We start from the raw sequence: 19971 nt of genomic DNA, 5'->3' as shown, positions 1-19971 counted from the left end.
GTGCCGGCCGGGGCGGTGGCCCTGGCCGGTGGCTACTCCGCCGTCTATCCGCGCAAGTCGCCCGGCGGCTGGCAGCTGATTGGCCACACCGACATCGTGTTGTGGGACGTCGGCCGACCGGACCCGGCGCTGATCCGCCCGCAGGATCGCGTCCGATTCACCGCTGTCCGTAACTCGATTGTGCCGGCTGCGGCTCAACCCTCGTCCGCAGGCCAGCCCATCCATTTCAAGGCCGAAGACGCCGCTCCCGGGACGGCTGTTCCCCCGGTTTCCGGACTCGAGGTCGTCTCGGCGGGTCTGCGCTCCCTTCTGCAGGACTTGGGACGGCCCGGCCTCGGCAACCTCGGCGTGTCCACTTCGGGTTCCCTGGACCAGCCCTCCGCTCGCCAGGCCAACCGACTGGTTGGCAATGACGCGGGCGAGGCGGTGATTGAGAATCTCCTCGGCGGATTGGTGCTTCGTGCCCACGGCGACCAGGTCCTGTCGGTCACCGGTGCCCGCGTCGACCTGTCCATCACTCCGTCCGGACGGCGTCCCGCACAGGACATGCCCTTCGCCCTGCTCGACGGCGAGACCCTGACACTCGGCCCGGCGACCGCAGGACTGCATACTTATGTTGCGGTCCGCGGCTGGATCGGAATTAAGGCGGAGCTGGGCAGCCGCTCCACCGACACGATGTCCGGCCTGGGGCCGCCCCCACTGGAGGCCGGTTCAGTGCTTCCGGTCGGCGACACTACGCGCGGTCGTGTCGTCGGCGCGCCGGAGCCCTCAACTCTGCGGGTCTCCCCAGATCAAGTGGCGGTCCTGCGCATCACGCCAGGGCCGCGCGATGACTGGTTTGGCTCGGCAGGCCTCGACCGCCTCACCTGTCAGGACTGGCTGTCCAGCTCTGCGTCGGACCGTATCGGCCTCCGTCTCCAACTCCCCGACGCTGGCAGCAGCCAAGTTAATTCCGCCCCGCTGGAGCGTATCCGGGACGGCGAGCTGCAAAGCGAGGGCACCGTTGCCGGAGCCCTCCAGGTTCCGCCGTCCGGCCTGCCTGTGCTGTTCCTTGCCGACCATCCGGTGACTGGCGGCTATCCCGTGATTGCTGCCGTGGTCCCTGAGGACCTGCCGTTGGCCGCGCAGCTGCCGCCGGGCACTACTGTCCGTTTCGTCGTGGTCGATCCGGACACCCTGCAACCCGCCGGCTCCTCCGGCATCCAGAACCAGTCGGAAGGGCTCCATCCATGAAAAAAGTATTGATCGCCAACCGCAGCGAGATTGCAGTCCGTGTTGCCCGTGCCTGCGCCGACGCAGGGCTGAAATCCGTGGCGGTGTACTCCGATCCGGATGCGGATGCGCTGCACGTGCGCCGCGCCGACGAGGCCTACGCGCTCGGCGGCAGCACCGGCAAAGAGACTTACCTGAACATCGATAAGATAATTGAGGTAGCCCGCCGCGCCGGTTCCGATGCTGTGCACCCCGGCTACGGCTTCCTCTCCGAGAACGCCGACTTTGCCGAGGCGGTCCTGGCGGCCGGCCTGATCTGGATCGGCCCCTCCCCGGATTCGATCCGGGCCCTGGGCAACAAGGTCACCGCCCGGGAAATCGCTGTCAAGGCAGGCGCCCCGCTGGTGCCCGGCAGTGACGGGCCTGTGGACAGCGCTGCGGAGGTTATCACGTTCGCCGAGAAGCACGGGCTGCCGGTGGCCATCAAGGCGGCCTTCGGCGGCGGCGGACGCGGCCTGAAGATTGCACGCCGGATGGAGGACATCGAGGACGCCTTTGACTCCGCCGTGCGCGAGGCCGCGGTGGCCTTCGGCCGGGGCGAGTGCTTCGTGGAGCGCTTCCTCGACAAGCCCCGGCACGTGGAAGCCCAGGTGCTGGCCGACATGCACGGCAACGTGGTCGTGGTCGGCACGCGCGACTGCTCGCTGCAGCGCCGCAACCAGAAACTCGTCGAAGAAGCACCGGCCCCGTTCCTCACCGAGGAGCAGCGCCGGCTGATCCATGACTCGGCCAAGGCGATCTGCCGCGAGGCCGGGTACCACGGTGCCGGCACCGTCGAGTACCTGGTCGCCAACGACGGAACCATCTCCTTCCTCGAGGTAAACACACGCCTGCAGGTGGAACACCCCGTCACAGAGGAGACCACCGGCGTCGACCTGGTGCGCGAACAGTTCCGCATAGCCGACGGCGAGCCGCTAACCCTCACGCACGACCCGAAGCCGCAGGGCCACGCCTTCGAATTCCGGCTCAACGCGGAGGATCCCGCCCGCGGCTTCCTGCCCGGACCCGGTACCATCGCCGCCTTCGAGCCGCCCACCGGCTCAGGTATCCGCGTGGATTCCGGCGTCCGCAGTGGGTCCACCGTTCCCGGTGACTATGACTCGCTGATGGCCAAGCTGATCGTGCACGGCGCCGACCGCGCACAGGCGCTGAACCGGGCGCGGGTGGCGCTGGACGAAATGGTCATCGCCGGGATTCCCACCGTGCTGCCCTTCCACCGGGCGGTGGTCCGGGACGCTGCCTTCACCCAGACCGACACCTTTGGCGTCTACACCACCTGGATCGAATCCGAGTTCGCCGTGCCGTTGGCAGCGTCCCCCGAAATCGCGGCGGCTCAGCCGGACAATGAACGCAGCGAACTGACGGTCGAAGTCGACGGCAGGGCCATGCGCATCGGTCTGCCCGCCCGCCTGCTCGAATCCCTGATGCACGGCGGCGGCTCTGCCCCGGCCAAACCAATCAAAGACGAAGCCGTCCATGAACCGGAGGTGCTCCACGCGCCCATGAACGGCAATCTGGTCAAATGGCTCGACGAGGACGGCGCCCAGCTCGCCGTCGGAGACCCGGTGGCCGTCATCGAGGCGATGAAAATGGAAACCACCATCGCCGCCCACAGGGCCGGCACCCTGGCGCGCGGAGAGCAGGAGCCCGGCGCCGCAGTCGACCGGGGTGAAGCACTTGGTAGCATCAGGTAACGAGGCAAAGAGCCGAAACCAGAGCCTACGGAATGCTAGGCAGGCCCCGGTTGACCAGCTGAGGGATAGGACCGTAATTGACGCACGCAGCGCTGGCGGGAATCGCGGCACGAAGCGAAGCCACACATGCCCACACAGCAGCGTGGATTGCGGAGACACTCCGCAGCAAAATCGCGGAAGGCCAGCTGCTGCCCGGCTCCAAGCTCTCCGAACAGACACTTGCCCAAGCCTTCGGCGTCTCGCGCAACACGCTACGCGAAGCCTTCACCGTCCTGGCAGGCGAGCACATCGTCACCCGCATCCCCAACCGCGGGGTCCTGGTCACTTCCCCCGGAATTGACGGTGTCAGGGAGATCTACAGCGTCCGCAGAATCCTCGAACCCGCCGCCGTCCGCTGGGCCACCGGCATCAATGTGTCCAGCTTGCAGGAAATCATCAGTGAGGCACGGGGAGCCCGGGACCGCGGCGCCGTGTCCGAAATGGCCACCGCCAACCAGCGCTTCCATGAAACCCTCATCCGAGGCACCGGCAGCACCTTGCTGCAGGAACTCATGACCCGGGTCCTGGCCCAAATGCGCCTCGTCTTCCATGCGATGAGCCACGCCCCTGACTTCCACAGCCACTACGTGGAGCAGAACGCCGAACTCGTGGAACTGCTGGCCAAGGGACAACGCGAGGAAGCCGCCCAAGCCCTCCGCGGCTACCTGGACCAGGCGGAAGCCGAACTCCTGGACCACCTCGGCACCGATCCGGCTGCCGTCACGGGCTAAACCCGGAAGGACTGCCAGTCGTACAGTGCTCGAATCTGCCGGAAAGTAGGCCTACCTAAGGACGGGCGGATGTGCCGCCCAGGAAAGACCATAACGACTCCATATTCCGATGGCCTCAGAAGGTGGACGTAGGACCAAACCTGTGGTCACAGGGCATTCGGCGTGCGAACCTCCGAAGAGCCGTCGTGCCGGCCACCACTGGGGTACCGGAGGGAGCAGATTCCGCGCCGTTAAGCGAGTCTCTGCCCCGATTTGCAGAGGGCAGGACATCGTTGCGGTCTGGAAAGTCTCCATCCGGCTGGACTTACCGTTTATTCGTCATCGGCGGGTAGGTGAACAGGACGCTGGCCCACGTTCCCGTTATAAGCATCCGCACCGAATTGACCTGCGGCTTCATTTTTCAGTGCACCCCTTGCATGTTGTTGAACAATCTCATATGGTGATTCAACGCACACCGCGGAAGGTCCATCCAAGGTGTACAACCTATTCGTTTGAGGTTGATCGTGCCTGCTTCAGAACCAGCGTTCATTGTCGAACGTCCCGCTAACAAGCGCCCCACTGAACAGCGACTCGGTAGCCTTCAGAGTAAGGACCCCGAATGATAAACATTCGTTCTAACCCGGCAGGCCTCCGGACATCCCTCGAAGATGATCCCCGTGTGGTGGAAGAACAGATTACTGAGGAGTACACCAACCACGTTGTACCGAAATCAGCTCGGAAGAGCCGCAGCCAGGTCCTTGGCAGCTGGTCGGGCATTACGAGCGCCATGGCGTTTGTCTATTACGGTGCTCTGGCAGCAGTGCTTGCCGGCGTCCAGCAGGCGATTATCGGACTCGTGCTGGTTGTGATCTGCTATTCACTTCTCGGAAGCTACAGCGTCCGGGATGCAGTCCGGTGGGGGCTGAACTCCACGCTGCTCTCCCGGCGTCTTTTTGGCCATAAGGGCGCGGCCATCGCTCCCCTCCTTGTCGGCCTCTCTTTGGTCTACTACGCCGTGTTCGAGGGCACCATTGTCGCCGTAGCCCTGCAGTCATACTTCAACGTGTGGGATATCAGAGTCTGGTACGCCATCGTTGTCGTCGGCATGCTTCCCCTCATGCTTGGCGGCATGCAGACCTGGTTGAGCAAGCTGAATTGGGTCTCCCTGCCCATCTATTTCTTCGGTGTAACGGCAGCGGTGCTCTTTGCCGGCATGCAGGTTGGCTGGGTTGGAGACTGGAGCGCATTCTCAGCGGCCGCCTCATCCACCCCGGCAATTCCTGGCTGGTTGACCGTCTTCGTCCTGTACATGGGCATTTTCGTGCTCTTTCCGGAAACACAGGACGCAGCGCGTTTCGCTAAGGAGCGGGACCTGAAGTTCCACCAGAACGTCACGTTTGGCTGGGCGTTCTACGGCGTCGCCTACCTGTTCAACGGGCTGGTCGGGATCGCGATTGTAGGATTCGCGGGATCGAGCGACGAAGTCTCTGAAAGCGGCGTCGTCCAAGGCATTATCGACACTCTTGGCCTTGTCGGACTTATCGTCATCGTTGTCAGTCAGATCAGGATTAACTCGGCCAACTTCTACTTTGCAAGCGTGAACCTGGAGCGGTTCGTCGGGCATTTCACGAAACGTGGGATCTCACGAAAAGCATGGGTGGTCTTGATCTCCCTGGTTGTCTTCGTTCTCATGCTCACTAATGTCTTCAGTTACATCTCGGTGGCACTGGCCTGGCAGGCGGTGCTGATCGTAACGCTCGTGGGCATCATGGCTACTCATAGTGCGCTAAATCCCCGCCAGGCACCCGAATTCAGGACCCACAGGTTGAAGGCCGTCGGCCCGGGCTTCATGGTCTGGATAGTTTCTTCGGGTGTGGGCATCGTCCTGCTCCAGCTGCCCGCCCAGGCCCCCGTACTTTCCGCCTTGGCGCCCATGATCTCACTTGGGTTGGCCGTGCTCCTCTACATTGCCGTCCACCTGGCGGGGGGAAGTGCCGTAAAGGAACGCCGAGCCGATCCCGTCCGAGATTCCGTAGAGGACCTATGGAATGTCAGGGTCGAATGCGACTCCTGCGAACGGTCCTATGTCGCCCAGGAAATGGATGTACCGGAACAGGGCCAATCGGTACAGTGCCTGGCCTGCCAGGAAAGCAAGAGAGACCTCGAGGACGCCGCGCTGCCGCGGTAACGGGCGGACTGCACGACCACCCTGAGCCGGACCATTGCCGGCCTCAGGAATTATGACCACGAAGGGTTGAGCTCCCTTCTGCCGTACATGTGAAACGGAGATAGAAATGACAGAGAAGATCGGAGAGCACCGGCTTCCGGAGATCGCCGACGTCGTAGTTGTCGGAGCCGGCCCGGCCGGGGCGGTGATGACGAAGGCGTTCGCGGAAGCGGGAATGAGCGTTGTCTGTCTGGACCAGGGGGACTGGCCCGACTACTCAACCTCCCGCAGTGCAAGCCCGGAACGTGCACTGCTCGGCGGCAACGAGTGGTCCCCCCTGTCCAATGTGCGCAAAGGGCCGGGCGACTATCCCATCGACGAAGACGACGCCGACATCAGCGCCCTCCTGTGGAATGGTGTGGGCGGAAGCGCCATGCTTTACGCTGCCCAGTGGCAGCGCAACATGCCCTCGGACTTCCGCGTGCGCAGCCTCGACGGGGTGGCCGACGACTGGCCGATCTCCTACGAGGATCTGCTGCCCTACTACGCCCAGGCAGAGCGGGACTTCGCCATAGCGGGTCTTAACGGCGATCCTGCAGTTCCCGGGGCGGATCAATACCCGATGGCGGCGACGCCGATCGGCGAGGCCGGACGCCGCATGGGCAAGGCCCATAATTCCCTGGGATGGCACTGGTGGCCGGGGGCAAACGGGATTGCCACGCGGGAATACGGTCGCCTGAAGCCAAGCGTCCACCGCGGGGCCTGCTTCCTGGGGTGCGGCGACCAGGCCAAGAGCACGGTCGATGTAACTCACTGGCCGGATATCTGCCGCCACCGCAATGCGTGGCTTCTTACCCGGGCCACAGTCGCCAGGGTCGAGACGAACTCCTCCGGCCGGGCGACAGGCGTGATCTATTTCGACTCCAAGGGAGTCGAACGGCAACAGAAGGCGAACCTGGTAGTCCTCGCGGCCAACGGCGTCGGCACTCCCCGACTGCTGTTGATGTCGGCCAATTCCCAACACCCGGACGGATTAGCAAACGCCAGCGGACTCGTGGGCAAGCGGCTAATGATGCATCCCTACTCCGCAGTCGTGGGGACCTTCGATGACGAAATCGGAACCATGCAGGGCGCATACGGCCATCTTCTCTACTCGCTGGAGTTCTACGAGACGGACGAATCCCGGGGATTCGTCCGGGGCGCCAAATGGGGACTTATGCCGACAGGGGGTCCCATGGAGATGACTCGGTCCTTCCCTTGGGGTGACAACCGGGAGCTATGGGGTGCCAGGTTCAACGAGACCATTCGGGAGCGGCTGAACCACTCCGCTACCTGGGGAATCATCGCCGAAGACTTGCCGGAGGAACACAATCGAGTGGAGCTCAGTTCCACTCTCGTGGACGAACACGGACTTCCGGCTCCGAAGATTGTCTACGAGACTTCGGAGAACAGCCGGCGGCTGCTTGCATTCCATGTGGAGCGAGCGAAGGAGTCCTTCCTGGCAGCCGGGGCGAAGCAGATCACCGTAGCCCCGCACATCCGCAACACCGGCTGGCACCTGCTGGGAACCACCAAAATGGGAAGCAGCCCGGAGGACTCGGTCGTCGACCACACCGGACGAGCCCACACAGTCCCCAACCTCTACATCGTGGACGGCAGTACGTGGCCAACCTCTGCAGGCGTCAATCCAACCGCGACGGTGGTCGCCATGGCCTTGCGCACGGCCGAACTCATCACGTCCGGGAATGCAGCGACCGGAAGCAAGGACTTGGAAGGAGCCACCGCATGAATGAGAACCAGACAGTTTGGACGGACCGCGAACGTGAGGTCCTGAAGAGGCTTAGCGACCTGCTGATTCCGGCCGGAGCCGGCATGCCGGCCGCTTCAGAAGTCGGGGCACACCTGTCAGGTACAGACAAGGTCTGCAGTGTCAGGACCGATCTTGTGGAACCTGCAAAGAAACTCATCGCAGAACTGGAACAACTTCAGGAATGGTCCTTGCAGGACATCCAATCCCGCTATCCCGTGCTCTTCGAAGCTGCCGCGGAACTGCTCGCGGGAGCCTACTTCCTGGATGAGGACGTAGCTCGGACCCTTGACTACCGGGAGCAAATCACCATCCCCTTGGATCCCGAAGCCACACGAACAGCGGAACTGCAGGAACTCACTGCCCCCGTCGTGGCCAAAGGGAACATCTGGCGGACGACCGTCTAAACCGGCACGTATGCGGGGGAGGGAACGCGCGCTCCCCCGCACCTCCCTTCTTCTATCAGCCCTCTGAAAGGGTTCCCGGGCAGACATCCGGCAAACAGGTCTGCCCGGCTGCGTTAACCGCACGGTAACTGAGAGTCAACGCGCAACCCCACACGGACTGTTTCTAGCAACCCCCTTTTGAAAACAATGCAGCCGATGCCGCCTGCACCCGGAAACTCGAACAATGAAGGAAATCGTGACAACAGTTGAGACAAGCACGGTTGATAACAGGACAACCGCGCCCAGCTTCCAAGTTCGCAACCCTGCCACTGGCAAGTTGGTGGAGACCTTCCCGCATGCAACTGACACCGAGATCGAGTCGGTGGTTGAAGCGGCGCAGCAGGCCTTTCTCAGCTGGAAGACCCTGCCCATCGAGAACCGGGCGCGCGTCGTTCTCCGCGCTGGAGAGATCTTCCGGGAGAAAGCGAACGAGCTCGCCGCGATCGTCACGGAAGAAATGGGCAAAGCCCTCTCTGAAGCCAAAGCAGAAATCGCCCTCTGTGAAGGAATCTTCGGCTACTACGGCACGAACGGTCCTTCTCTGGCAGCCGACACCCCCATGCAAGCACCTCAAGGCGGGGACGCCATAGTCGAGAAACTCCCCATCGGGGCCCTCCTGGGCATCATGCCGTGGAATTTCCCGTGCTATCAACTGCTACGGTTTGCAATCCCCAATCTGGTGATCGGCAATACCGTCGTCATCAAACCTGCCGAGTCATGCCCCCGTTCCGCCTTGCTGATCCAGCAAATCATGAGCGAGGCCGGGCTTCCGGCAGGAGCCTACAGCACTATCTTCGCAAGCCATTCCCAGATCGAAGGCATGGTGGCCGATCCGCGCATCCAGGGAGTCTCGCTGACCGGTTCGGAACGGGCAGGAGCCGCCATCGGCGAACTCGCCGGCCGGAACCTGAAGAAGACCGTCTTGGAGCTCGGGGGCTCCGACCCATACATAATCCTCGACACCGACGATGTGCGCGAATCAGCGAGAGCTGCCTGGACAACACGACTGTCCAACATGGGGCAGTCGTGCAATTCCAACAAGCGAATGATCGTCATGGACGAAGTTTTCGACGAATTCGTTTCCGAGCTGACCCGACTCGCCAAAGACCTCAAACCAGGCGACCCCAAACTTGAAGAGGACGGCACTTTCAGCCCCATGGCCTCACGGACAGCGGCAGAACAGATCGCCGAACAGGTACGGGACGCTGTTGAAAAAGGCGCCACACTGCATGCAGGAGGAACACTCGTCGAAGGAAGCGGGGCCTATATGGCTCCTACCGTCCTGACGGGAGTAACTGAGCGGATGCGGGCCTACCACGAAGAACTCTTCGGACCTGTCGCCGTGGTCTACAGGGTGTCCAGCGAAGATGAGGCAATACGCCTCGCCAATGACAGCGCTTATGGTCTGGGCGCATCGGTCTTCTCCACGGATGTCGACAGAGCCACCAAAGTGGCCCGCCGTTTGGAAACGGGCATGACACACGTCAATACTGCCGCGGCATATGGGGCTCAGCTGCCATTCGGGGGAATCAAACGTTCCGGCTTCGGACGGGAACTGGGCCCCGAAGGAATGGACGAATTCATCAATAAGCGCTTGCTCTACGTCAACCGCTGAGCCTTCAAGATATTCCCCAGCGACTTCCGCCAGACCGGCGCCTACCTCCAAGTAGGCGCCGGCGCAGGGCACCTTCGTCGCGCTTTGACTGCTCCGGAAGCCAGTCCTTCCGGATGCTGAATGCATCTCACCAACTAACTCAATAAATCAAGGACAGCTGGACAATGACAACGATCATCGACGCTCCTGTCACCATCCGCCAAGCCCCTGAACGAGCGACTCCTGAAAATGACCAGAGCAACCCGCTCGTCAATGCCAAGAGCCAACTCGCGACGGCTGCGCAGACCCTGGGCTTTGACCCGGGCATGCATCAGATCCTGGCCAATCCCAGACGCGAAATGACTGTTCAAGTCCCTCTACGCCGCGACGACGGCACCACCGAGATCCTCACCGGCTATCGGGTACAGCACAACCTCTCCCGCGGCCCGGCCAAGGGCGGCCTGCGCTACAGCCCGGCAGTAGACCTGGATGAGGTACGGGCACTAGCGATGTGGATGACGTGGAAGTGCGCGTTGCTGGACCTTCCATACGGCGGAGCCAAGGGCGGCATCACCCTCGACCCGCGCCGCTATTCCAAGGCCGAACTCGAGCGGGTCACCCGGCGCTACACGTCCGAGATCCTTCCAATCATCGGCCCCGAACGCGATATCCCGGCCCCAGACATCGGGACCGATGAGCGCACCATGGCCTGGATGATGGACACCTACTCGGTCAACGTCGGATACACCGTTCCAGCAGTTGTCACCGGCAAACCAGTATCCGTAGGAGGTTCCCTGGGCAGGGCATCCGCCACTTCTAAGGGGGTGGTCGTTATCGCTTTGGCGGCACTGGCGCACCTCAAGCGGAGCCCGCAAGATACGACGGCCGCTGTCCAGGGCTTTGGCAAGGTCGGCGCCGGCGCCGCCCTGCTCCTCGCTCGAGCCGGAGTGCGTGTAGTCGCCGTGGCCGACCAGTACGGAGCGGTGCATAACAACGCGGGACTGAACATCGAGGACCTTCAAAAGCATCTGGAACAAACCGGATCCGTAGTCGGCTTCACCGATGCAGAGGCACTGGACGCCGAGCTCTTGCTCGAGCTTGACGTGGATCTGCTCGTCCCGGCAGCCGTGGAAGGTGTGCTCAACGAATCCAACGCGCACCGCATCAAGGCCGACGTGATCGTCGAGGGGGCCAACGGACCAACCACCGCCGCAGCAGACAAAGTGTTCACCGGAGCCGGCAAGCTTGTGGTCCCGGACATCCTAGCCAATGCAGGTGGGGTAGTCGTCTCATACTTCGAATGGGTCCAAGGCTCCAACGCCTACTGGTGGTCGGCACAAGAGGTTGGCCAAAGACTAGAGCACCGCATGCTCCAAGCTTGGGACGGAGTCGTCAGCACGGCGGCCAAACTTGGACTTAGCCTGCGCGAGGCGGCAACTGTCACAGCCGTGCAGAAAGTCGCCGAAGCCCACCAGCTCCGCGGCCTCTACCCCTGAGCCCCTGGCAGAGGAAAACAATGACGAACGACAGAAACCTCATTCAAGGTCTGCGAAAAGGCGATCACGTAATCATTACTGCCACCAACGGTATGCCGATCGGGGGATGGGTCGAAGATGTCGCCCCACATCTAGACGCAGCCTGGATACGCGAACACGACCTGGCTGCCCGCCGTCTCATCACCACAACAGATCTTCAGCCCACCCTAAACCCAGCCGATCATGACGCCCCTGCTTGAGATACCAACGATGACAATTCAACTCACAGAACCTCCCAAGACACAGACCAACGAAGCCATAACGGAAGAATGCGAGGGAACCTGTCACTTTTGCTCCAGCCCGGAGACGGACTAGTTCAACGCACTCCTCCTCTGGGCGTGATCCTCTAAGTCGACGTGCGTCATGACAAATCTCCAGACAGCGTGCGAACCGCAAGGATGGAACTACTAGCCTGTCTGCTCCACCATGTCCAGCCAAAGGTTCAGCCTACGGCGCGTTTGAGAAAGCGCATGCAAGACACATTATTGAGACCCGGCCAACCCCATGATTCCTAGGCTAAGCCGGGTCTCAACACGCTGGCAGCGCCATCTCATCAAGCGGTCCTTTGCTGCAACAACCACAAGCTGTGGGGTGGGCACAGCTCGACTATGGCACTCGCTATCCCTAACCGTCAGCCCGGTTTCAGCAACGAGCCATGGCTGCGCAACTCGACCACGCTGGAAGGTGGGCTAGAAGAGGCCGGTGATTTCGCCGTCGTCGTTCACGTCCATGCGCATGGCGGCAGGTTCCTTGGGCAGGCCGGGCATGGTCATCACGGCGCCGGTGAGGGCGACGATGAAGCCTGCGCCGGTTTTGGGGATCAGTTCGCGGACGGTGATGGTGAAGCCAGTCGGGGCGCCGAGGCGGGTGGCGTCGTCGGTGAAGGAGTACTGCGTTTTGGCCATGCAGACCGGGAGCTTGCCCCAGCCGTTGGCTTCGATCTCGGCGAGGCGGTGCTTGGCGAGGGTGGAGAATTCGACGTGGTCCGCGCCGTAAATCTGCTGCGCGACGGTCTCGATCTTCTTGTCCACGGACAGGTCCAGGTCATACAGCGGCGAGAAGTTCTGCTCCGCGTTGATGGCTTGGGCGACTTTCGCGGCCAGCTCGTCGCCGCCGTCTCCCCCGCCGCCCTGGCCCCACACATCGGCCGACGCGGCCTCGACGCCCTTCTGCCGGCACCACTCCAGCACCCAGTCGACTTCCTCGTCAGTATCGGTTGAGAACCGGTTGATCCCGACCACCGGCGTGATGCCGAACTTCGCGGCGTTGTCCACGTGCCGCTCCAGGTTGGCGACGCCTTCCTGCAGGGCGGCGACGTTCGGCGCCAGCAGCTCTTCCCTGGGCACCCCGCCATGCATCTTCAGCGCGCGGATAGTGGCGACGACGACGATGGCGGACGGGGCGAAGCCGGCGGAGCGCGCCTTGATGTCCATGAACTTTTCGGCGCCCAGGTCGGAGCCGAAACCGGCTTCGGTGACGACGACGTCCGCCAGCCGGCGGGCGGTCTGCGTGGCGATGACGGAGTTGCAGCCGTGGGCGATGTTGGCGAACGGGCCGCCGTGGACCAGGGCGGGCGTTCCGGCGATGGTCTGCACCAGGTTCGGCTTGATGGCGTCCTTGAGCATCATCGCCATGGCACCCTCGGCCTTCAGCTGCCCGACGGTCACGGGCTGCTTGTCGTAGGTGTAGCCGAAGGTGATGCGGGAGAGCCGCCGCTTCAGGTCCTTCAGGTCGGTGGCCAGGCAGAAGACCGCCATGACCTCCGAGGCGACGGTGATGTCGAAGCCGTCCTCGCGCGGGACGCCCTGGCCGGGGCCGCCGAGGCCGATCACGATCTGCCGCAGCGCCCGGTCGTTCATGTCCAGCACCCGCCGGAAGGTCAGCCGGCGCGGGTCGATGCCGAGCGCATTGCCTTGGTAAATGTGATTGTCCACGAGCGCCATCAGCGCATTGTTGGCTGAGGTGATGGCGTGGAAGTCCCCGGTGAAGTGCAGGTTGATCTGGTCCATCGGCAGCACCTGCGAATAGCCGCCGCCGGTCGCGCCGCCCTTCATCCCGAGGATCGGCCCAAGCGACGGCTCGCGTAGCGCGATCATGGTCCGGTGGCCGGCCTTGGCCAGCGCGTCCCCCAGCCCGACGGTCACGGTGGACTTGCCCTCGCCGGCGGGCGTCGGCGACATCGCGCTGACCAGCACCACCTTGCCGCGGGGCTGCCCCTGTTCCGGGCCGAGCTTGGCCGGATCGATCTTGGCCTTGTAGTTGCCGTACAGCTCCAGGGCTTCGCCCGGAATGCCGGCGGCCAACGCGACTTCGGTGATGGGCTTGAGGGTGGCGCGGCGGGCAATTTCGAGATCGGAAAGCGGGGTTGGGGCAGACATCATTGTCCTCCAAGGCTCGTGCAGACTCGCGGCCGGCAGGGCCGCCACTGTCAACGTATCAGCCGATCGGGGCGCCGTCACGGAGTTGGGAAGGCGGAGGCCCGCGCCGGGCGGTCACCCGGGCGCGGGCTTCGGCTGCATCACTTCGGTCGTGAATCATCGGGATCTCCTCGCAGTTGCGGTCCGCTCCGGGGAGCGGGAGCTGCGCGGAAGGACTCAGCGGATCAACTGGCGGTAGGCCAGCAGTTCGTCGCGGGCCTCTTCCAGCTTCTGTTCGTCGATGGTCACGCTCTGTATTCGTTTCCAGAACGAGTAGCTCTGGCGCAGTTTGCGGATCACGGCATTCACCTCCTCCCGTTCCAAGTAGTTCGGCATGGCCGGGCCGGTGCTCCCCGAGCCGTCGATGCCGTCCAGGGAGCCGGCGGTGATCAGTTCGCCGCGGTGTTCCGGGGTGCGGTCATGGCTGGCAGGAGTCCGGCGGCCGGATTCCCCGGCCCGGACCGTCTGTTCGGTGCGGACGTCTTGCTCGCGGACGGATGGCTCGGGACGGATGGATTGTTCGGGCGCGGGGCGGACGGCGGTGTCCAGGGGTTTCATGAGCGGTTCCTCTTGTTGGGCGGAGCGGCCCAAAGGGCAGCCCATCGGGAGGCCGATGGTTCCGGCGGGTGGAGGGGCAGCAACCGTGGCTGAGCCGACAGAAGTTGCGGCAGGAGGCGCGCGACAGACGGCCCACAGGGCGCGGCGCGGCAGCCGAAGGAGTGCTTGGCTTTTCAGGATTAGCGGCCCGGCAAAGCGCCTGGGCCTGCTAGGGAAAAGCTAGTGCGCAGCAGGCATGGAGGCAGCCCGGATCCGGGCGAGAGCGGCGAATACTCCGGCATGCATCGTGATCATCTTCACGGGACCCACCTCCCTTTCCTGTACTGCGTCAGTCATGAAACGCCCGCGGCAACCCACGATTGGGAAAGCTCAATCGGACAGGCTTCACGCTACCCCACCGCGGTCGTCTTGACCAGCAGGAACAGGCACATTGGGGCAAGTTCTTCGGCGTGGGCGGCGTGTCTGCTGCGACACGCCGGAAACAACGACGGCGGAGCTGCGGCTACCGTGCGGAACGCGCCGACCGCGGTGGTGCAGAACGTGCAAGACCGGAGCCGCAAAGGCCCAGCTGATTCTCGTCACTGAGTCAGGCGTTCCAACTGGTGATGGCCGGGGTTTTCTTGTCCCACCCCAGACTGCAGACCGTCGCCGTATCCAGCACGAAGCGTCGTCCTTCAACCGGCGGCAGGTCGAGCCAGCGCGCCGCGAGCACCCGGAGGAAATGGCCGTGGGCGAAAAGCAGCACGTTCCGCTGGGCGCCGGGCCCCTTATGGAACGGCGGATCGGAAGGAGCGTCCAACACTTTGGCAATGACATGGTCGGCCCGGTCCGCTACCTGCTCCAGGGTCTCGCCGCCCCGAACGCCGTGGGTCCAGATCAGGTACGAGGGGTCCTTCGCCCGAATGTCCGCGCTGCGCAGCCCTTCGTACTCGCCGTAGTCCCATTCATGTGCGTACGGAACCACCTCGGGCTCCGGGAATCCGGCCAGTTCAGCCGTGCGGAAAGCACGTTTCAGCGGGGAGGACAGCACTGAATCGAATTTCAGCCCTGACAGCTTCAGGCCGGCTTCCTTGGCCTGTCGGACGCCGTTTTCGGTCAGTTCGAGGTCGGTGAGGCCGGTGTACTGGTGCTTCCGGGACCATTCCGTCTCGCCATGACGGACCAGCCACAGCTTCGGATAGTCATGATCAACAGGCAGGTAGCTCATGATTGCTCCTCGTTTTGCTGGGATTCCAGCTGCGATTCCGGCTGACGACTGCCACCATTCGAGCAGCTTCTGTTCCGCCACGGCGGCCTCCTGAGGCCCGTTCTCCATGCGTTCCTCCAGCAGGAACTTGTACGCCCGGCCGACCACCGGGCCCGGCTTGATTCCGAGCAGGGCCATGATTTGCTGGCCGTCGAGGTCCGGACGGACGGCGTCGAGTTGTTCCTGCTCCTTCAATGCGGCGATCCGCTGTTCCAGGTCGTCATAGGCGAAGGCCAGGCGTTCGGCCTTCCGCCGGTTGCGCGTGGTGACGTCCGAGCGGGTCAGCCGGTGCAGGCGCTCCAGCAGCGGCCCGGCGTCCGTGACATAGCGCCGCACCGCGGAGTCGGTCCACCCTGCTTCGCCGTACCCGTAGAAGCGCATGTGCAGCTCCACCAGGCGGGAGACGGCCTTGATCGTATCGTTGTCGAAGCGCAGCTTCTTCATGCGCTTGGCCGTCAGCTTCGCGCCGACCACGTCGTGGTGGCGGAAGCTGACTGCCCCGGAAGGTTCGAACCGCCGCGTAGCCGGCTTGCCGACGTCGTGCATTAACGCCGCGAACCGCAGGACAAAGTCCGGACCCGGCACCGCGCCGTCGTCGTCCGTTTCCAGCTCACACGCCTGCTCCAGGACGGTGAGGGAATGCTGGTACACATCCTTGTGCCGGTGGTGCTCGTCGATTTCCAGCTTGAGCGCCGTGACCTCCGGAAGCACATGCTCGGCGAGTCCGGTTTCAACAAGCAGGTCGATGCCCGCCCGCGGATCCTTGCCGTTGACCAGCTTGACGAGTTCGTCCCGGACCCTCTCAGCCGAAATGATGGCAATCCGCCCGGCCATGTCCGTCATCGCGGCGGAGACCTCCGGCGCCACAGAAACTTTCAACTGGGAGGCGAAGCGCGCGGCCCGCAGCATGCGCAGCGGGTCATCCGAGAACGACGCCGAGGGCTCGCCCGGGGTGCGGACCACCCCTGCGTGCAGGTCGCGGATTCCGCCGTATGGGTCCACCAGTTCCAGCGAAGGCAGGCGCAGCGCCATGGCGTTCATGGTGAAGTCGCGGCGGAAGAGATCCTCCTCCAGGGACGTGCCGAAAGCGACCTGCGGCTTGCGCGATTCCGGGTCATAGGCGTCGGCCCGGTAGGTCGTGACCTCGATGGTGTACTCGCCCTTGCGGAGGCCGATGGTGCCGAAGTCGCGCCCGATCTCCCAAAGGTTGTCGGCCCACTTGCGGACCACGCCGATGATCGCGTCCGGGTCGGCGTCGGTGGTGAAATCCAGGTCCGGCGACACGCGGCCCAGGAAGAGGTCCCGCACGGGCCCGCCCACGAGGGACAACTCGTGCCCGGCGTCCACGAAACGCTGCCCCAGTTCCATCACGACGTCGGGCAGCTGCAGGGCGGACGTTCCGGGCGCACTCGCCGGGCCAAAAAGGTGAACCATAGTGAGTTAAGGGTGCCAGAAAACGCACCCCTGATGCTTAAGAATCGCGCAGCCGCCGGGCCGACCATCCTCGGGATTCAAAAATCGTTAGAGTGGACTGCATGGCATATCCGGTCCCGAGCGCTCCGAAGCGCACTCCGCTGACAGCGGCAGTGGGCAGTGCTGCGTCCGGGCACCATGCGCTGCCGACGGTGGAGGAAGTGTCCGCCGGCGGCGTGGTCGTGGATACGGCCACGGACGAACTCCGAGTCGCCATCATCGCCCGCTTCAACCGCGGCGGCCGGCTCGAATGGTGCCTGCCCAAGGGACATCCCGAGAACGCCGAGACCAACGAGGAAGCGGCGGTCCGCGAGATCGAAGAGGAAACCGGGATCCAGGGCAAGGTCCTCGCCACCCTCGGCAGCATCGACTACTGGTTCACGGTCAGCGGGCACCGCGTCCACAAAACGGTGCACCATTTCCTGCTCCGGGCCACCGGCGGCGAGCTGACGATCGAGAACGATCCGGACCACGAGGCCGTGGACGTCGCCTGGGTCCCGCTGGCCGAGCTGGGCCGCAAGCTCTCCTTCCCGAATGAACGCCGGATCGTCGACCTCGCCCGGGAAGTCCTGCCCGAGTACCTCTGACCGGCCGGTCACACCACAACACGCGCCAAAGCTGGGCGCCAACTGGACGGCAGACCGGGCGCCAAGTGAGACGATAGACAGCGATGTCTGCTCCCGAAGCCCAAAGCACAGCCCGCGCCAGCGCCGTCATGGCCGCCGGGACCATGGTCTCGCGCGTGCTCGGCTTTGTCCGGACCTCGCTGCTCGCCGTCGCCATCGGTGCGAACACCACCATGGGCGACATCTTCGAAAAAGCGAACACCATCCCCAACATCATCTACCTGCTGCTGGCGGGCGGTGTGTTCAATGTGGTGCTGGTGCCGCAGATCATCAAGGCCAGTAAAAACAACGACGGCGGTGCGGACTATGTCTCGCGCCTGCTGTCCCTGACGGTGCTCGTTTTGGGCGCGATCACCCTCGTGGTGACGGCGCTGGCCGGCCCGATCATCTCCACGCTGACCACCGGCTGGACAGCGCCCATGCTCGAACTGGGAACCATCTTCGCGCTGTGGTGCCTGCCGCAGATTTTCTTCTACGGCCTGTACGCCGTCGTCGGGCAGGTGCTCAATGCGAACGGCCGCTTCGGCTGGTACATGTGGGCGCCGTGGTGAACAACGTCGTCGCCATCTCGGTCCTGGTGCTCTACATTGTCCTCTTTGGCTCCTACACCCGCGCGGAGGACGATCCCGCAGCCTGGACCTCGCCGCAGACGCTGGTGCTGGCCGGCGGGACCACGCTCGGCATCGTGCTGCAGGGCCTGGTGCTGCTGTGGCCGCTCGGCCGGCTGGGCCTCGGACTGAAGCTGAAGTTCGGCTGGCGTGGAATCGGCCTCCGGCAGGCCGGCAAGGTCGCCGGGTGGACCCTCGGCACGATGGTCGTCGGCAACTCCGCCTACCTTCTCTACGGCACCATCGCCTCGGAGGCCACGGCCGGCCGCCAGGAACTGGCCAACGGTGGGGCAGGCGTGGCCGGCGAATACGCGCTCAACACCGGCCAGCTCATCGCGATGCTGCCGCATTCGGTGTTCGTGCTCTCGCTGGCCACGGTGCTGTTCAACCAGCTCTCGCGCTTCCAGCACACCGGCGACCTGGACGCGGTCCGCAACACCATCAACTCCGGCCTGCGCACCATAGGCGTTGCCACGATGTTCGGCGCCGCCGTCATGGTTGTGCTCGCCGGGCCCCTGGCCAGGCTGTTCGCCGGCTCCGGCCCCACTGCGGAAGCCTCCGCCGGCGCCATGGGCCAGATCGTCGCGGTCCTCGGTGCCGCCATGCCGTTCATGAGCATCTACTTCTTCCTCGGCCGCGTCTTCTACGCCGAGGAAGATGCGAAGACGCCGTTGATCATGCAGTCCATTCTGTCCGGCAGCTGCGCGGTCATCGCGATCGTGCTGGGCCAGCTGCTGCCGTCCACGCAGATCGTCTTCGCGCTGGCGGTCCTCTTCGCCGTCTTCCACCTCATCTCGGCCTGGCTGGCGCACGTCTTCGCAGTCCGCCGCCTGGGCGATTACGGCGCCGTGCACATCGCCGACAGCTATATCCGCTTCGGCTACGCCGCCCTCGGCGCCGCCGCCGCTGGAGCCGGCGCACTCTGGCTGCTCGGCGGCTACCGGTCCGGCGGCTTCGCCATGGCCAGCATCCCCGGCGCCCTCATCAGCCTCGCCGTTTGCGGCATTGTCATGGCCGGCGGCTATCTGCTGCTGCTCAAACTGCTGCGGGTTTCCGAGCTGGACGACTTTCTCGCCCCGATTCTTGCCCGGCTGCCGGGACGCGGCTGAAGCGCCGCTGCCGGACAGATCCACCCGGTAGCATGTAAACAAAGTACCTGCTCCCCGGTGCACCGCGCCGACAACCGCCTGGAGGAACATCCGTGCCACTACCAGTAGATGTGGGGACCTTGCTTGGAGGCCGCTACAAGGTAACCGGCCAAGTTCTCGCATCCGCCGAGCAGGACCTCGTCCTCGATGGCATCGACCAGGTCCTGAACCGGCCAGTGAGCATCCTCGTGGCAGCCCCGGAGAATGCCAGCCAGGCGGCAATGAGCGCGCGCGAAATCGCCACCGGCGAGCGGGCCGGCAACGTCCAGGTGCTGGATCTGGGTATCACGGACGGACTGACCTACCTGATCACCAACCAGGCGGAAGCCGCCGATCTGCTGGACCTGGTTATCCAGCAGGACGCGCCGTACGTCGAGCCGTTCTTCACCGAGACCCTCGGATCGGAAATCTTCGGGCAGGCCCGCTCGCACGAGCCGGAGACCTACGAGGATGACGAGGACTACTACTACGAAGACGAGGAACCGCGCACCAGCCTGCGGGACCGTCTGAACAGACTGGAGCTTCCCAAGCTGGGTCGGGGCAACACTGACGACGGCGGTGCCAAGCCTTTGTTCGGCCGCCGCCCGGGTGCCGGTGCGGCTGCGGGCGCGGGGGTGGCCGGTGCGGCTGC

12 protein-coding genes and 3 pseudogenes are annotated in these 19971 nt (G+C 64.0%); 11 read left to right on the top strand and 4 right to left on the bottom strand.

Features of this window, described 5'->3' with window-relative positions:
- From D477_RS09440 to D477_RS09405, 8 genes are all read left to right on the top strand, one after another.
- The coding region (locus tag D477_RS09440) for a carboxyltransferase domain-containing protein (protein WP_081608529.1) at positions 1-1233 on the top strand (1233 nt) is incomplete at its 5' end.
- Positions 1230-2966, top strand: coding sequence for an acetyl/propionyl/methylcrotonyl-CoA carboxylase subunit alpha (locus tag D477_RS09435; protein ID WP_005268802.1), 1737 nt, complete (start codon positions 1230-1232; stop codon positions 2964-2966). The genes D477_RS09440 and D477_RS09435, both read left to right, overlap by 4 nt.
- A 77-nt stretch (positions 2967-3043) precedes the next feature.
- Positions 3044-3736: a GntR family transcriptional regulator gene (locus tag D477_RS09430; protein ID WP_005268801.1), complete on the top strand. Its 693-nt coding sequence runs from the start codon at positions 3044-3046 to the stop codon at positions 3734-3736.
- A 598-nt stretch (positions 3737-4334) separates the two neighbouring features.
- Positions 4335-5903, top strand: coding sequence for a purine-cytosine permease family protein (locus tag D477_RS09425; RefSeq protein WP_150110059.1), 1569 nt, complete (start codon positions 4335-4337; stop codon positions 5901-5903).
- Between the two features lie 106 nt (positions 5904-6009).
- Complete coding sequence (locus tag D477_RS09420) at positions 6010-7671, top strand: GMC family oxidoreductase (protein ID WP_005268799.1); 1662 nt, start codon at positions 6010-6012, stop codon at positions 7669-7671.
- Complete coding sequence (locus D477_RS09415) at positions 7668-8096, top strand: hypothetical protein (RefSeq protein ID WP_005268798.1); 429 nt, start codon at positions 7668-7670, stop codon at positions 8094-8096. Before D477_RS09420 ends, D477_RS09415 begins: the two co-directional genes overlap by 4 nt.
- Before the next feature lie 223 nt (positions 8097-8319).
- Positions 8320-9750, top strand: coding sequence for an NAD-dependent succinate-semialdehyde dehydrogenase (locus D477_RS09410; protein ID WP_005268797.1), 1431 nt, complete (start codon positions 8320-8322; stop codon positions 9748-9750).
- Between the two features lie 164 nt (positions 9751-9914).
- Positions 9915-11225, top strand: coding sequence for a Glu/Leu/Phe/Val family dehydrogenase (locus D477_RS09405; protein WP_005268796.1), 1311 nt, complete (start codon positions 9915-9917; stop codon positions 11223-11225).
- Positions 11226-11953: 728 nt separating this feature from the next.
- Here D477_RS09405 and D477_RS09400 read toward each other — a convergent pair.
- From D477_RS09400 to D477_RS09390, 4 genes and pseudogenes are all read right to left on the bottom strand, one after another.
- Positions 11954-13642, bottom strand: a complete 1689-nt coding sequence (locus D477_RS09400; protein WP_005268795.1) for a formate--tetrahydrofolate ligase — start codon at positions 13640-13642, stop codon at positions 11954-11956.
- Positions 13643-13858: 216 nt separating this feature from the next.
- The gene (locus D477_RS09395) at positions 13859-14239 is read right to left on the bottom strand and encodes a hypothetical protein (RefSeq protein WP_005268794.1); all 381 of its coding nucleotides are present in this window, start codon (positions 14237-14239) and stop codon (positions 13859-13861) included.
- A gap of 586 nt (positions 14240-14825) precedes the next feature.
- Positions 14826-15446 carry a histidine phosphatase family protein gene (locus D477_RS21805; RefSeq protein ID WP_081608528.1) on the bottom strand — a complete coding sequence of 207 codons (621 nt, stop codon included), beginning with the start codon at positions 15444-15446 and terminating at the stop codon, positions 14826-14828.
- An 18-nt stretch (positions 15447-15464) separates the two neighbouring features.
- Positions 15465-16919, bottom strand: a pseudogene (locus D477_RS09390) (CCA tRNA nucleotidyltransferase); the annotation flags it as partial.
- Positions 16920-17020: 101 nt separating this feature from the next.
- On the opposite strand from D477_RS09390, the gene D477_RS09385 reads away from it, so the two are divergent.
- The 3 genes and pseudogenes from D477_RS09385 to D477_RS09375 form a co-directional block, all read left to right on the top strand.
- The gene (locus tag D477_RS09385; protein WP_005268792.1) at positions 17021-17545 is read left to right on the top strand and encodes an NUDIX hydrolase; all 525 of its coding nucleotides are present in this window, start codon (positions 17021-17023) and stop codon (positions 17543-17545) included.
- 83 nt (positions 17546-17628) lie between these two features.
- Positions 17629-19301, top strand: a pseudogene (murJ, locus tag D477_RS09380) (murein biosynthesis integral membrane protein MurJ).
- Between the two features lie 92 nt (positions 19302-19393).
- Positions 19394-19971, top strand: a pseudogene (locus tag D477_RS09375) (ABC transporter substrate-binding protein); the annotation flags it as partial.

It is taken from the genome of Arthrobacter crystallopoietes BAB-32, assembly GCF_000328305.2.
Classification (GTDB): domain Bacteria; phylum Actinomycetota; class Actinomycetes; order Actinomycetales; family Micrococcaceae; genus Crystallibacter; species Crystallibacter crystallopoietes_A.
Note: the sequence above shows the minus strand (reverse complement) of the source record. Positions and strands in the feature narration are given on the sequence as shown.

Excerpts from the sequence above, each read along its gene's own strand:
- D477_RS09435 (WP_005268802.1), top strand. The coding sequence starts at position 1,230 with ATGAAAAAAGTATTGATCGCCAACCGCAGCGAGATTGCAGTCCGTGTT.
- D477_RS09425 (WP_150110059.1), top strand. The coding sequence starts at position 4,335 with ATGATAAACATTCGTTCTAACCCGGCAGGCCTCCGGACATCCCTCGAA.
- D477_RS09420 (WP_005268799.1), top strand. The coding sequence starts at position 6,010 with ATGACAGAGAAGATCGGAGAGCACCGGCTTCCGGAGATCGCCGACGTC.
- D477_RS09415 (WP_005268798.1), top strand. The coding sequence starts at position 7,668 with ATGAATGAGAACCAGACAGTTTGGACGGACCGCGAACGTGAGGTCCTG.
- D477_RS09410 (WP_005268797.1), top strand. The coding sequence starts at position 8,320 with ATGAAGGAAATCGTGACAACAGTTGAGACAAGCACGGTTGATAACAGG.
- D477_RS09405 (WP_005268796.1), top strand. The coding sequence starts at position 9,915 with ATGACAACGATCATCGACGCTCCTGTCACCATCCGCCAAGCCCCTGAA.
- D477_RS09400 (WP_005268795.1), bottom strand. The coding sequence starts at position 13,642 with ATGTCTGCCCCAACCCCGCTTTCCGATCTCGAAATTGCCCGCCGCGCC.
- D477_RS09395 (WP_005268794.1), bottom strand. The coding sequence starts at position 14,239 with ATGAAACCCCTGGACACCGCCGTCCGCCCCGCGCCCGAACAATCCATC.
- D477_RS21805 (WP_081608528.1), bottom strand. The coding sequence starts at position 15,446 with ATGAGCTACCTGCCTGTTGATCATGACTATCCGAAGCTGTGGCTGGTC.
- D477_RS09385 (WP_005268792.1), top strand. The coding sequence starts at position 17,021 with ATGGCATATCCGGTCCCGAGCGCTCCGAAGCGCACTCCGCTGACAGCG.